This is a genomic window from Gilliamella sp. Occ4-3 (assembly GCF_001690675.1).
Classification (GTDB): Bacteria; Pseudomonadota; Gammaproteobacteria; order Enterobacterales; family Orbaceae; genus Gilliamella; species Gilliamella bombi.
Genome location: NZ_LZHR01000050.1, coordinates 73,681 through 89,135, shown reverse-complemented (window position 1 = coordinate 89,135; position 15,455 = coordinate 73,681). Strand labels below are relative to the sequence as shown.

Annotated in this window: 11 protein-coding genes; 8 read left to right on the top strand and 3 right to left on the bottom strand. The window is 35.6% G+C overall.

Annotated elements, in window-relative coordinates; genetic code table 11:
• The coding region (locus tag A9G44_RS13485; protein ID WP_179854813.1) for a transposase at nt 1-282 on the top strand (282 nt) is incomplete at its 5' end.
• Nucleotides 283-546: 264 nt separating this feature from the next.
• Here the strand turns inward: A9G44_RS13485 and pyrE are convergent.
• Complete coding sequence (pyrE, locus tag A9G44_RS05860; RefSeq protein ID WP_065574840.1) at nt 547-1,194, bottom strand: orotate phosphoribosyltransferase; 648 nt, start codon at nt 1,192-1,194, stop codon at nt 547-549.
• Nucleotides 1,195-1,207: 13 nt separating this feature from the next.
• Nucleotides 1,208-1,924: a ribonuclease PH gene (gene rph / locus A9G44_RS05855; protein ID WP_065561348.1), complete on the bottom strand. Its 717-nt coding sequence runs from the start codon at nt 1,922-1,924 to the stop codon at nt 1,208-1,210.
• A 161-nt stretch (nt 1,925-2,085) separates the two neighbouring features.
• Here rph and A9G44_RS05850 point away from each other — a divergent pair, with 161 nt between their 5' ends.
• On the top strand, nt 2,086-2,952 hold the full coding sequence (locus A9G44_RS05850) for a YicC/YloC family endoribonuclease (protein WP_065608244.1): 867 nt from the start codon (nt 2,086-2,088) through the stop codon (nt 2,950-2,952).
• Between the two features lie 118 nt (nt 2,953-3,070).
• Here A9G44_RS05850 and A9G44_RS05845 read toward each other — a convergent pair whose 3' ends face one another.
• The gene (locus A9G44_RS05845; RefSeq protein ID WP_065609780.1) at nt 3,071-4,450 is read right to left on the bottom strand and encodes an MATE family efflux transporter; all 1,380 of its coding nucleotides are present in this window, start codon (nt 4,448-4,450) and stop codon (nt 3,071-3,073) included.
• 398 nt (nt 4,451-4,848) lie between these two features.
• On the opposite strand from A9G44_RS05845, the gene yejK reads away from it, so the two are divergent.
• The 6 genes from yejK to A9G44_RS05820 are packed head-to-tail and all read left to right on the top strand — an operon-like array spanning nt 4,849 to nt 15,439.
• A complete protein-coding gene (gene yejK / locus A9G44_RS05840; RefSeq protein WP_065609778.1) occupies nt 4,849-5,853 on the top strand; it encodes a nucleoid-associated protein YejK in 1,005 nt (334 codons plus the stop codon).
• 42 nt (nt 5,854-5,895) lie between these two features.
• Nucleotides 5,896-6,738, top strand: a complete 843-nt coding sequence (gene nfo / locus A9G44_RS05835) for a deoxyribonuclease IV (protein WP_065609776.1) — start codon at nt 5,896-5,898, stop codon at nt 6,736-6,738.
• Between the two features lie 34 nt (nt 6,739-6,772).
• Nucleotides 6,773-6,910, top strand: coding sequence for a hypothetical protein (locus A9G44_RS13480; protein WP_179854812.1), 138 nt, complete (start codon nt 6,773-6,775; stop codon nt 6,908-6,910).
• On the top strand, nt 6,907-10,611 hold the full coding sequence (locus A9G44_RS05830; RefSeq protein WP_179854811.1) for a DUF4132 domain-containing protein: 3,705 nt from the start codon (nt 6,907-6,909) through the stop codon (nt 10,609-10,611). Before A9G44_RS13480 ends, A9G44_RS05830 begins: the two co-directional genes overlap by 4 nt.
• Nucleotides 10,605-14,348: a DUF4132 domain-containing protein gene (locus A9G44_RS05825; RefSeq protein WP_065609772.1), complete on the top strand. Its 3,744-nt coding sequence runs from the start codon at nt 10,605-10,607 to the stop codon at nt 14,346-14,348. Before A9G44_RS05830 ends, A9G44_RS05825 begins: the two co-directional genes overlap by 7 nt.
• On the top strand, nt 14,342-15,439 hold the full coding sequence (locus A9G44_RS05820) for an ATP-binding protein (RefSeq protein WP_065609770.1): 1,098 nt from the start codon (nt 14,342-14,344) through the stop codon (nt 15,437-15,439). The genes A9G44_RS05825 and A9G44_RS05820 overlap by 7 nt, the downstream gene beginning before the upstream one ends.
• Nucleotides 15,440-15,455: the final 16 nt, after the last annotated feature.

The window sequence follows — 15,455 nt, the reverse complement described above, 5'->3', positions numbered from 1 at the left end:
AATACAGTGATAGCCGATAAAGGTTATGACAGCGAGCCTTTTCGGTGCTTTGTTCGTCAAAAAGGCGGACGAACGGTGATTGCTAAACGTAATTATGGTAAGGATATAGATAAAAGCAGTATGGATAGGTGCCTTTATCGCTATCGTCATTTAGTCGAGAATGCCTTTGCTAGAATCAAGCAATATCGTTCAATATCAACTAGATACGATAAGTTAGAAAGGAATTATGCCAGTATGGTATCACTGGCATTTATGTTAATGTGGCTGCCAATGTATTGTTGAGTAATTTATGTACAGCAAAGATCAACAGCCCCTAGTTATTATTCTAGCAATTTACTTGTTTCATATAAATTAATTATCATGATTAATAATATAAATAAAATTTAAAAGGCTTGATATGATGATTAAATCTTAAAAAGTAAAAGCAATTATTTTACTTTATTGTGGAATTTATCTTACTGATAATAAAAAATTTCTAGATAATATATGAAAATAAAAAGCATCTTTCGATGCTTTAATGTTTATAAGATGAAAAGTAAATTGTTATTACTTTATCCCAAATTCAGACCGATAAGCTTCAACTTGCGTTACTTGATCTTTTCGAGCTGGATCTTTATAGAGGTACTGGATTAAATCATCAAGCGTAATAATTGAAATTACATTGCAATGATAAGTTTGTTTAATTTCTTGAATTGCTGACAGTTCACCACGACCTTTTTCTTGACGATCTAGACAAATAAGTACGCCAGCAAGTTTAGATTGGTTATCTGCTAATATTTTCATCGATTCACGAATAGCAGTTCCGGCAGTAATAACATCATCGACCAACATAACGCGTTGTTGATAGATCGAACTACCTACTAAATTACCGCCTTCACCATGATCTTTTGCTTCTTTACGGTTAAAACAGTAAGGAATGTCAACATTATGATGTTCAGATAGTGCAACAACGGTTGATGAAACAATAGGGATACCTTTATAAGCTGGACCAAAAATGACATCGTATTCTAAATTAGCATCCATTAGTGCGGCTGCATAAAAACGACCTAATAAAGCCAGATCTTTACCTGTATTAAATAATCCTGCATTAAAGAAATAGGGACTTTTGCGTCCCGATTTCAAGGTGAATTCACCAAACTTTAATGCTTGCCTATTTAATGCAAATTCAATAAATTCACTTTTATATGATTTCATCGATCCTCTCCAATTAATCTTTTAAGGCCTGTTTTTGTGCATCAATAATAGTTTTGATGCCATTTTTTGCTAGCTCTAACAGTTTTAATAATTCGTCATGACTAAAAGGTTCGCCTTCAGCAGTGCCTTGCACTTCAATCATACGACCATCGTCAGTCATAACAACATTCATATCGGTTTCAGCGTTTGAATCTTCTATGTATTCTAAGTCACACACTGCTTGGCCATCGACAATACCGACAGAAACAGCAGCAACTAATGATTTAATTGGATTTTGCTTAATTTTACCATCTGCAACCATTTTGTTGATTGCATCATTTAGTGCCACACAAGCACCAGTAATTGACGCAGTTCGAGTGCCACCATCTGCTTGAATAACATCACAATCTAACGTGATAGTATATTCACCTAATAAATTAAGGTCGATCATTGCACGTAGTGAACGAGCAATAAGGCGTTGAATCTCCATAGTGCGACCGGTTTGTTTACCTTTAGCCGCTTCGCGTTGAGTTCGTGAATGGGTTGCACGAGGTAGCATTCCATACTCAGCAGTTACCCAACCTTGGTTTTGACCCTTTAAAAAACGTGGCACACCTTCATCAATAGTGGCATTGCAAAGTACTTTAGTTTCACCAAACTCAACTAATACAGAACCTTCTGCATGCTTAGTATAATGACGGGTTATTTTGATAGGGCGGACTTGTTCCGCAGATCGACCTGACGGGCGCATGCAATTCTCCAGATGTTACAATTAAAAAATATCTTTTTTGAGCTAATTATTTAGGGGGACATCAACAAGATAAGGTTGATGTTTAGCCTAAGCTAAGAGCATATTATACAGAATATGTGGTACAATGCCCAGCAAGTTTTTTACAAATTTAGGAAGCAATTATGATTTCCAGTATGACCGCCTATGCCAGAAAGGAGTTAAATCAATCTTGGGGAACCGCCTCATGGGAACTCCGATCAGTTAATCAACGTTATTTAGAAACCTATATCCGTCTACCAGAACAGTTTCGTTCACTTGAACCGATGATACGTGAACGACTCCGTAATCGTCTAACTCGTGGTAAAGTCGAATGTAATTTACGCTTTGAATTAGATCCTGCAGCGCAAAATCAAGAACTTTCGTTAAATAAAGATCTTGCTAAGCAAATTTTAAATGCCGCTAGTTGGGTTCAAACAGAGCATCAATCAGGACAAGTTAACCCGATTGATGTACTTCGTTGGCCAGGCGTATTGTCGGCAAAAGAACAAAATCTTGACAGCATATCACAAGAAATCCTAGCGTTACTTGATACAGCTATCGACGAGTTTAAAGCTGTTCGAGAACGTGAAGGTAAAGCGCTTAGTGATTTAATAGCTAAACGTTTAGAAGCCATTACCGTAGAAGTGGATAAGATTCGTAATTGGATGCCGCAAATACTTGAATGGCAAAAAGAACGTTTAAAAAGTAAATTGGCTGAAGCTAATATTGAACTGGATCATTCTCGCCTAGAGCAAGAAATAGTGATGGTTGCCCAGCGAATTGATGTTGCAGAAGAGCTTGATCGTCTAATGACACATGTTAAAGAAACTTATTCGATCTTAAAGAAAAACGAAGCGATAGGTCGTAGATTAGATTTTATGATGCAAGAGTTTAATCGAGAAACTAACACTATTGCCTCTAAATCAATTAATGCTGATGTGACCGCCAGTGCGATTGAATTAAAAGTCCTTATAGAACAAATTCGTGAGCAAGTACAAAATATTGAGTAATTTTATTATGTTAACACTTGCTTATTAGTACATTCTTCCAATATAAATGTAATTTTCTTTGCATTTATATTGGAATTATCATTATCTTTTTATTTAATTGATCAGTTTAAAAGCTGTGTTAATTACAATAATTTCTTGCTTTGAGTGATTTAAAATACCAATAAAGCACAAGGCAAGCTGTACCTGTTGATAATAGATCGGCTGTTGGGGCTGCAGCCCAAACACCATCAAAACCCCAAAATAATGGTAAAATATAAAGTGCTGGTAACAAAATCAAAATTTGCCTTGAAAGGCTCAGAAAAATCGAAATTTTTGCCATACCAATACATTGGAAAAAGCTAGTGGTAACCATTTGAAAGCCAACAAAAATAAACGAGAGTGTAGTAAATCGTAATGCAATAGCCGAAAGTTGCACTAAATCTTCCTCGGAACTAAAAGCTCGCACCAACATATCTGGAATAAAAAATCCTAACACAAAACCGAGCGAAGTCACCACTGTAGCCACTTTAACAGCATAAAAGAAAGTCTTTTTAACGCGATCATAATTTTTAGCACCATAATTATAACCAATAATAGGTTGCATACCTTGGTTGATACCAATGACAATCATAATCACTAAAGTAATAAGCCGGTTAGCATTAGAAAAAGCAGCAATTGAATCATCGCCCGACACATTAGCAAGTGGAGCATAACGATTAAGTTGCCAGTTAATAAACACAACAACAATTGATGCCGCCATTTGCATTGAAAAAGGCGATAAACCGATTGATATAACCGATTTTGCAATTGAAAAGTCCAACTTAAAATTACGACGATAAAGCTTAATATTACTATTCTTATTTAAAAAATGTTGCATAACAAACACAAAGCTAATCATCATCGATAACGTCGTTGCAAGTGCTGCCCCACGCATTCCCCAACCTAAACCAATAATGAAAATCGGTGCCAAAATAATGTTGGCAATCACACTGACAAACATAGTTACCATGGCTTTAAAAGGGTAACCACTTGCACGCATCATATTGTTGTAGTTAAAAGTGAGGGTCAAAAAGATACTACCAGGTAGAAAAATCTCTAAAAACTCTCTAGCATAAACATGGTTAACAGGGCTAGAACCGACAAAACGTAACACGGGATCAATAAAAATAAGCAGCATTGACAGCGTAAAACCACTCAGTACTGCAGTTAGCATAAACGACGTACCAGCGACTTTTTCGGCCTTGTCGTTTTCTCCACGACCTAAAAAAATTGAAATCCGACTGGCCGAACCGATTCCAACTAACATACCAATTGCTGCTGCTAAATTCATCACAGGTAAAATAAGACCAGCAGCACTTAACGCCTCGCGCCCGATCCAATGGCCAATAAAAATGCCATCAATAATATTATAAAGTGTATTAACAATCGTTCCAATCACTGCTGGCAGCGCATATTGCCAAAATAGTGCACTGATTTTTTTATTTTTAAAATCATTATAAACATCAATAGAGTGAGCCATTGCTTTTAATTTTCCGTTGATAAATATTGTAAAGAAGTTTCAGGTAACTATACGTTTCAGTATAAAAAAGCATAATCATTATTTACATTGATAATGATACTCCCAAATTGCTTGTTAGGTATATTAGCAAAATAATAAATTCAGTTTTCGATTTTTACTTATTTCTTAATTTTAATGATTATAACTGATAGCAATTATCTAAACTTTGCTATCGCAACTGCGCTTACGTGTAGTTAAATCTTGTCAAAAAGTTTCAGGTAACTATACGTTTCAGTATAGATTTTATGCAATTTAACGGTGCTAGTTTAACAGACTGGCAAATTGTTAATAGCACTTTTTCAGCGCTTTGATAAAATAATGTCCTTAATGATTATAGCGATCCAATAGGAACCTCACCAATGAGCGTACAAATAGAAAAGATCATACTGCATAAATTAATTAGAAAAAGCGACACTGAAATTGAATTACAACTTCGTGACTCAATGCTCAACAACGAGCAAGCGGTTGTTAATCTAATTGAAGATATCAATCGCATCTATAATAACAAAAGCAAAGCCTATGGATTATTTAATAGCGAAAGCTTATTTGAACAATCACTAAAAGAACTACGGCTAGGCAATCAAGATTTCTTACATTTCAGCCAAGAATCAACCAAACAACTACGCAACGAACTTGCCAAATATCCTTTTGCAGAAGGAGGAACGGTGGTGTTTTGCCAATATCGTTATTTGGCGGTTGAATACTTAATTATTGCGGTGTTAAATAGTTGTTTAAGTATGTTAGTTAATGAAGACTTAGATATTAGCGAAACGCAATATCTAGACATTGACCATGCCGATATTATTGCCCGTATAGACATGACCGAATGGGAAACCCAAGCCGACTCAAAACGATATTTAACCTTTTTAAAAGGAAGAGTAGGGCGAAAAGTATCTGACTTTTTTATGGACTACCTAGGTGCTAATGAAGGATTAGATGCGAAAGCACAAAACAAAACACTGGTTAAAGCGGTAGATGATTACTGCCAAGAAATGCAATTTGACAAACAAGACAAAACCAACGCACGTGAAAGCGTCTACAATTACTGTCAAGCTCAATTACAAGCTGGTGAAGAAATTGAACTAAAAAATCTAGCCAACGAACTACCAACAAGTGACGATAACAACTTTATTGAATTTGTCAAAAATAGTGAATACGATTTAGAAGACACATTCCCCGTTGATCGTAGTGCATTGCGCCAACTTAAAAAATTCTCGGGCAGCGGTGGCGGATTAACCTTAAGCTTCGATTCAAATTTGTTAGGTGAACGTATAAAATGGGATCCACAGACTGACTCACTGGTTATTAAAGGTGTACCGCCTAATTTGCGTGATCAGCTACAACGCAATAGCGGCTCGAACTAATTATCCGCTAATCATAAACTAACAACGTTATTAGGACAAAAAATGAAATACATTGGTGCACATGTAAGTGCAGCAGGTGGGGTAGATAACGCCCCAATTAACGCCTATCAAATTGGCGCAACCGCATTTGCGCTATTTACCAAAAATCAACGACAATGGCACGCCAAACCGCTTGAGCCCACAATCATCGACAGCTTCAAAAAACGTTGCGAAAAATATGGTTTTACCAGCAAACAAATTTTGCCACACGATAGTTACCTTATTAATTTAGGACACCCCGATAGTGAACAGCTTGAAAAATCACGCACTGCTTTTTTAGACGAAATGCAACGTTGTGAACAATTAGGATTAACATTACTCAATTTTCACCCCGGAAGCGATCTAAAACAAATATCGGTTGATGAATGCCTAGCACGCATTGCCGAATCGATAAACATTACGCTCGACAAAACACAAAATGTGGTTGCTGTTATTGAAAATACGGCTGGACAAGGCTCTAACTTAGGCTATAAATTTGAACATCTTGCGCAAATCATTGACCAAGTCGAAGACAAAAGCCGAGTTGGAGTTTGCATTGACACTTGCCACGCTTTTGCCGCTGGTTACGATTTACGTACCGAACAAGCTTGCCAAGAAACTTTTGCTGAGTTCGAAAAAATAGTCGGTTTTCAATACTTACGAGGTATGCACTTAAACGATGCTAAAAGCGAATTTGCTAGCCATGTCGATCGCCATCACAGTTTAGGCAAAGGCAATATTGGTGAAACTGCATTTAAATATATTATGCAAGATCCAAGAATTGACGAAATTCCTCTTATCTTAGAAACCATTGATCCTGATATTTGGACGCAAGAAATAAACTGGCTAAAGGAGCAATGTCAATAGTTATTAAAGCGTTACACCTTTTGTTATCGGTGATGTGGATACAATTAAAAATAACACAATTGAAATTAGTAAAGTTCCTCGAGTGTTACTAGCAGAAAGTTATGCTGATTATATGGCGGTTGCTAAGGCATGTAGCGGATTTGATCCAGAATGGGAGAAGAAAGGAATATGAAAAAAATAAATGAATTATCATCACAACAATTAATTACCACTATATTTGAACCAGTAAAAGAACTGGATAAAACCATGCCAACGCGCATTACTCAATATATCTTACAGGGTGATGAACTAAATGTATTAGTTGATTTAAATCAATTGTGTCAGTCTTCAAACACGGCTACTAAACTTTATGAGTTACTTCGAAGACCTTGTGACCTTCATTATACAAATATTTGTGACGAACCCAATTCATCCGAAAAAGCAAGAATGGCCTTTTATCAGCGTTGGACTGATGATTATACTTTTGAACAGATAATCCGTTTTGCACGAGTTTTAACGGCGTTATGTGGTAATTTACGTTTTATTAAACTAATTACACCAGAGTTACCCTCTTGGTTTTTATATCTGTTATATGATGGATTGATTACTACGTTACCGATTTGTTGTGACAATGAAGATCGGATTGATGAGCGAAAAAATTGGTCAATTAAACAATTACATGAGTTGTTAGAAATTGAGGAATCAGGATTAGGTAAAAAGTTATTATTTGCTATATTTGACCGCCAAAATATTACATATCACAGCTGTTTTCAATATTTCTTTATGATTAATGGTCTATTACCTTATGTTATTGAGCATATCGAATTATTCAAACAGTTACCGAATCAAGGTATTGCGATATTAGGGCAAGTCGAACAATTAAAATATATTCGAAAGCATCCTGAACTACAAATGCCACTGATTGATTTTATTGCTGTGCAGTCATTAAATAGCTCCAAACAAGTCAATCAGCTAGCAACTGAAATGTTACTTAGTTCCCCTGTCGAAATAGTAAAGCCCCATTTACAACGTTTGTTAACTGCTGGCACAGTTAAGCAGCGTAGTCATGCTGCCGCATTACAGGCTAGAATATCCTCCGATCCGACAATCTTACAACAAGCCTTAGCTAACGAAACTAACAAAACAGTCATTGCTGCGATAGAAAGTGCTTTATCACGACTTGAAAGTGCAAATACAGCCGAACAACAAGCAACTTTGATAATTCCTGATTTTGAGCCAATCGATGATGTTGATTTACCCATTATTGCTCGTGATATTTTGCAGCAAAATTATGAAGAACATTTAATAGAAAGTGAAAAAGCGGCACAAAAAGAAGTTGAAGATAACAAAAAATATAACCTTCCATATAATTGGGCAAGAAAATACTATAAAACGTTAAAAACGATTACCTCACAGGATTTAGATGATGTCTATCACTATTTAAATGGTAAGATTGAATTTTCGGCGTTACTCAAAAAAATCAATAAAAATATCGATATTACATTTTTATTAGCCAAAAAAAGGTTACAGAATCTACCTGAATTTACGCTTTTTCATCTATTACGAGTGACTCAATTAGCTGATAAAGATACAGGCGTTTATTATTTCGAAAGATTATTTGAAAAAAATGAATTTATAAAAAAATTAGATCTTAGACAAATTGCAGATGTATTAGTAAAACTCAATTATTCTCAGCATGTGCCCTATGTCGTTGCTGTGCCATTTTTAACCAAAGATACCTATCACGATGTCTATGAAAATGAACCACACAAATTATGGCCATTTTTTGCTGAAAACGAATTTTTGCTTGATGAGGCCTTAGGTTTTGCTCCCAAACAAGAAGCCTGGTCTTATCTTAATGTTGATGTAGAAAGTACCATTAAAATATTACAAACTTTCCCAAATATTCCAACTAAATATGTTGCTTATCTATTTGAATTAGCTTTGGGCGAAAGTAAACAAGTACGCTATGCCGCACAAAACGCTTTAAGTGTGATTACTAATATTCATTGCCAAGTTGAACAAGCTTTAACATCAGCAAAGCAAGAGGTGCGAATTGCCGCCGCTAATTGGTTAGCAGAGTTAGGACAAAAATCTTCAATTAAAGCATTAAATAATGCCTTAAAAAAAGAAAAACGCGAAACTGTACAAGCTGTTTTATTAGTCGCTTTAGAAAAATTAGGCGAAGATATTAGTCAACATCTAACCGTTAAAAAATTATTAACCGATGCACAAAAAGGCTTAAAAGGTAAAAAACCTGCTGATTTTGACTGGTTTGATAAAAATCTAATTCCACCATTAACATGGAAAGACGGTGATACAGTTGATCCTCAAATTATTGAATGGTGGGTGTGGTTAGCGGTTAAATTAAAAGATCCAGCTAATCCATTGTTAATTATTTATAGTCGCTTATTAAGTCAGCAAAGCCAACAGCAATTAGGCGAATTTATTTTACAAAGCTTTATTAAGCAAGATACGCGAATGCCAACGGTGGAAGATGCCGAAGCAAAAGCCAATTCATTAGCCGATAAGCGATTGCAGCGATATATTGGCTACTACCAGCAATACCCTCAATACTACCCTAGTTATGCCAATATTACTTTTGAACAAGTATTTGAAGAGATAAAAAAAGAGGCTTTGGCAGTCTATCTTGGTTCAGCCATTAAAGCGAAAGGATTATTAGCATTAACTAGTGGTATTAAAGGTCATATTGCAGTTTCGTTATTACGTAGTTTTATGAAAGATCATCAACAACGACGAGCGCAAATTGAAGCGATGCTTGAACCGCTTGCTCAAAGTGATGATCCGTTGATCACGCAACTCTTGCTATCGCTTGCCCGCCGTTATCGTGCTGCATCTGTACAAGAAAAAGCCCGCTTATTGGTAGAAAGTATTGCAGAACGCAATGGCTGGACTACTGATGAACTAGCTGATCGCACCATATCTACCGCAGGACTAGATGATAATGGTGTGTTAACCCTTGACTATGGTGAACGCACATTTACGGCTACTTTTGATGATAAGTTTAAATGGCATTTAAAAAATGCAGATGGTGACGAAATTAAATCCTTACCAGAAGCCCGAAAAAGCGAAGATCAAGCCTTAGTGAAAGAGGCAAAAAAACAGTTTTCCAACAGTAAAAAAGAACTAACACAATTGCTTAATATGCAAATTACCCGCTTTTATGAAGCTATGTGTACACAACGTCAATGGCGGGTAGAGGATTGGCAAAAATACCTACAGCCACATCCTATCGTAGGACGGCTTATTCAACGTTTAATCTGGCTTGAATTAGATGAAAATGGACAGATAGTAAATAGCTTTAGACCAACTGAGGATGGTAGCTTAATTACAACTGAAGATGAAGAAATAGAACTAAATGAAGGTAATCGCATTGCCCTTGCCCACTCTGCAGTGTTGCCAAGTGCTACCACAGTAAAATGGCAAGATCATCTTAAAGATTACAAAGTCCCCGAGCTATTTGATCAATTGACTCACTCATTACCAGATATAAGTAAAGTTAAAGATGACATTATTGATGAACGTTTAGGTTGGTTAACTGACAGTTTCACGATACGTGGTATCTTAACCAAATTGGATTATAAGCGTGATAATGTTGAAGATGCAGGTTGTTTTTATGGTTATTATAAGTATTTTGCTAGTCTTAACCTGTATATTAATATTGAATTTAGTGGCAGCATGGTACCAGAAGAAAATATCCCTGTTGCTCTTTTTGACCTCTATTTTAGTAAAAAGCCAGGTTTAAAAGATAGACCAATAGCTCTCGATAAATTGCCTCCAGTGTTACTCGCTGAAGGTTATGCTAACTATATGGCGGTTGCAAATGCGTGTAGTGGCTTTGATCCTGATTGGGAAGATAAATTAATATGGTAAAGGATACTGTTGACAATAATGAGCGCAATTTATTAGCGTGTTTTGAGATTTTGCGGGGGTTAGATAAATTGATTCCTGAGCGCATTTGTAAATATATTTTACAAGGTCAAGATCCTCTAGTTTTAGAGGATTTAAATCAATTATCACAAACGTATAATAGTGCAAAGCGAGTTTATGGGCGCCTAGGCTTTCCAGGTGCGACTAATATCATTTATTATTCCACTGAGAAAAAACAACCAATAAAAGCAAGAGCGCTATTTTATCAACAATGGACGGATAACTATACGCCAGAACAGATTATCCGTTTTGGTAAGGTATTGGCAGCAACCTATATTGAAAATATGCAGCAAAGTCGCGTTTATTCAGAACAAAAAAATATTGATGTGATCACGCCAAATTTACCATTATGGTTTTTATATCTATTTTTAGATGGATTGGTTTCAACTTTGTTTAGCTATAATCAAAGTGCTGAAAAAATTATTCTTGAACGTCAAAATTGGTCTGTTCAACAATTACATCAATTGCTCGAAATAGAACAAAAAGGGCTAGGGAAACAGCTATTATTTGCTATTTTTGACCGTCAACAAACACCAGAATCTTATTTAAAGTGTTTTTATTATGTGTTTATGATTAATGGTTTATTGCCCTATATTTATGAACATCTTGAATGGTTTAAAACCTTGCCTGAACAGGGGCTATCTAGAGCTGGTCAATTACAGCAATTACAATATATTGCTAATCAAGACAAACTTAAACAAGATGTGATTGATTTGCTTGTAAAACAATCAACAAGTAATATAAAAGCAATCAGTGAGTTAGCAACAACCTTGTTACTAAGTTTACCTATTGACATAATACAAGCTGAATTACAAGTTTTATTAGATCAAGGAACGCCTAAGCAACGTTGCCATGCGATAAACTTATTAGTTAGATTATCTGTTAATCGCAAGATTTTAGAAGAAGCATTAACCCGTCAGACGAATAAAACCGTAATAAAAACCATCGAAGGGGCTTTATCACGATTAAGTGGCAATGAGGATGCTAAACAGCAAGAAATCGAATTAATTATTCCTCCTTTTGAATCGATCGTTGAAGTTAATTTACCTTCTAAAGCGCGAGATATTTTGCAACAAAACTACCAAGAAATATTAGTCCAACAGCAAAAGAAAGCAGAACAGGAAATTCAATATAACCAAGAATATGGTTACAAAATTACATCTGAACAACAGCGTTATGCGCAATTAAAAACAATTACTGTTACTGATTTAGATGCGATTTTTGATTGTTTAAATGGTAAAGGTGATATCGAACAGGCGGATATAAAAAATAAATTAATTTATGATGTTATTTTGAATAAAGGGCGCTTGCCATCGTTACCTGAATTTAATCTTTACCACTTATTACGTGCGGAAAAAATTTGTCATCATCAGCCTAATTCCTTTTATTTAGGTTTAAGTTTTTCTCATCATGAAATCTTGTTACGTACCGATTTACGCCAGTTAGTTGAAGTCATGAATAAAATAGATTATGTGCCAGATGCGAAACGTACCATCGCTGCCGCATTTTTAATGAATTATTATTATGAAACCACAGCTGAGGTCGATCCTAATTTAGTTTGGCCATTTTTTGCCGAAAATTCCGTTTATCTTGATGAAGCATTAGGACTATTGCCAAATCAAGAACTGCAAAACAGTGATTATTTTTTTGAGAAAGAACGAGGGATAAAAATATTAACTTTTTTCCCGAAGTTACTAGCTAAATATGTGACTTATTTACTTGAACTGGCATTAGGTGAAACTCAATCATTACGTTTATTAGCACAAAAAGCATTGAGTATGTTACCTGATATTCATTACCGAGTGGAAGAGGCATTAATATCAACCAAACAAGCTCAGCGTATTTTAGCTGCCAAGTGGTTGGTAAAATTAGGACAGAAATCATCAATTAAAGCACTGAATAATGCGCTAAACAAAGAGAAATCTGAATCTGTACAAGCAACATTATTAGCTGCGCTTGAAAGTTTAGGTGAAAATATAAACCAATATTTAACGCCAACGAAATTATTAGATGATGCACAAAAAGGCTTAACAGGCAAAAAACCAGCAGATGCCAAATGGCTTGATGAAAGCTTAATTCCAGCATTAACTTGGCAAAATGGTAAGGTGGTTGACCCTCAAATTATCACTTGGTGGATTTGGCTTGCGATAAAATTAAAAGAGCCTGCTAATCCATTATTAATCATTTATACCCGACTTTTAAGCATCAAAAGTCAACACGAATTAGGTGTATTTATTTTACAGGCTTTTATTAAGCAAGACACACTAACGCCAACACTTGAAGAAGCCGAAATAGAGGCAAACTTAAATGCAAAACAGCGTTGGAAAGATTATTTAAATTATGCAAAGCGTTATCCCGAGTATTATGGTCAATATGAAAATATGACTTTAAGCGAAGCTTTCGAAATGATAAAGCAAGAAGTGCTTTCCCGTGTGATTGGTTCAGCTATTAAATCAAAGGGGATATTATCACTAATTGGAGGCATACAAGGTAATACTGCCGTATCGATAATAAAAAACTATATTAAAAACTATCAAATCAGGCGCGGACAAATTGAAGCCATGCTTGAATCAATAGCCGTTAGTGATGATCCGCTTATTATTCAATTTTTATTATCAATTGCACGTCGTTATCGAACGCCGTCCGTGCAAAAAAAAGCAAAATTATTGATTAACCAAATTGCTGAGCAAAAACAGTGGACGGCTGATGAACTGGCTGATCGCACCATTCCAACAGCAGGTTTAGATGAATCGGGCGTACTGAGCCTTGATTATGGTGAGCGAATTTTTACAGCTACATTAGATGATAAATTTAAATTTGTATTAAAAAACGCCGAAGGTAAAGAAATTAAAACACTCCCCGAAGCAAGAAAATCTGAAGATGAAACACTTGTTAAAGAAGCAAAAAAACAATTTAGTAATAGTAAAAAAGAGCTGAAACAGTTAATTGAATTACAAATAACGCGGCTATACGAAGCCATGTGTTTGCAACGACGTTGGTCTGTTTTAGAGTGGCAAGAATATTTCTATAACCATCCCATTATGAATCGATTAATTCAACATTTAGTATGGCTTGAAGTGAATGAATCAGGGGTAATTATAAAGAGTTTTCGTCCAACCGAAGATGGCAGTTTAATTGATTTAAACGATGACGAGATTGCGCTTAACAAACTAAACTATATTACTGTTGCACATAGTGCATTGTTAACTGAAGAAGTTGTGAAAACATGGCAAAAACATCTTACAGATTACAAAGTTTCGCTACTACTTACACAATTTAACCATTCGTTGCCTGATGTTAGCCATGTTGAAGAAAATATTATTGATGATCGTAAAGGGTGGCTAACAGATAGTTTTACAATACGAAATATATTAATTAAACAAGGATATAAGCGAGAAGACATTGAAGACGGTGCTTGCTTTTATGGCTATTATAAATATTTTAGCGAGCTTGAGCTTTATATCAATATTGAATTTAGTGGTAGCTATGTGCCAGAAGAAAATATTCCCGTTGTACTTTACAATCTATATTTTAGTAAAAAGCAAGGGAAAAACGGTAATGCAATTGATATCAACGATGTGCCGCCAGTATTACTAGCAGAAGCTTATGCTGATTATATGGCTGTTGCTAATGCCTCAAGCGGTTTTGATCCAGAGTGGGAGAAGAAAGGGTTATGGTAAAACAAACACAAGCCATTCGCTTAAGTGCAGAACAACGTTATGCTAAAGAGTTAAATAAGTTGCTGAAATTGGATAGTAATAACAATAAACCTCAAGGTTGGCAATTATCACCAAAATCGGTACGAACGTTTATTTTAGGCAATGAAGAGGTTGGCATCAGCCGCAAATTTTTTGGTGACGATCCTCTTGTTGATCGAGCGATTGTCTCTTTGCTTGGTAAACAAGGTTTAATGTTAGTTGGCGAACCAGGTACAGCTAAATCGATGTTATCTGAACTGCTAGCTGCAGCAATCAGTGGTGATTCAAACCTAACTATTCAAGGTACGGCAGGGACAAATGAGGATCATATCAGATATTCTTGGAATTATGCTTTATTATTAGCAGAAGGACCAACTGAACGAGCATTAGTTGGTTCGCCAATTTACCACGGTATGCAGCAAGGTAAAATTGTGCGCTTTGAAGAAATAACACGTTGTCCTCCTGAAATTCAAGACGTACTTGTGTCATTGATGTCAGAAAAGCAAATGATGATTCCAGAAATGGGACAGCATGCTAAAATTAGCGCTCGACCAGGTTTTAATCTTATTGGTACGGCAAATTTAAAAGATCGCGGTGTACATGAGATGTCGGCTGCATTAAAACGTCGCTTTAATTTTGAAACCGTTAACCCAATTACTGATAAAAACTTTGAAATAGAATTAATTCAAATGCAACTTAATCAGGAATTAGGTGAACTAAAATCGCAGATCATTATTCCAGTCGATGTCATTGAACTATTAGTAACAACGTTTCAAGAGTTAAGACAGGGGCAAACACAAGCAGGCACTAATCTGAAAACACCTGATGCGGTGATGTCAACAGCAGAAGCTGTCAATATTGTTTATGCCTCAGCATTAGATGCCTATTATTTTGATGAGGGCACCCTTGAGGGTGGACATATTGCTAAACAGCTTATTGGTGTAGTTTTAAAAGACAATGCTGATGATATTAAACGAATTCAATTTTATATGGATAATGTGGTGCGAGAAAGAGCCAAAAACTCATCAGTATGGCATTCATTCTATCAGGTGTCTAAAAAATTCTGGAAATAATAAATAGATAATCATT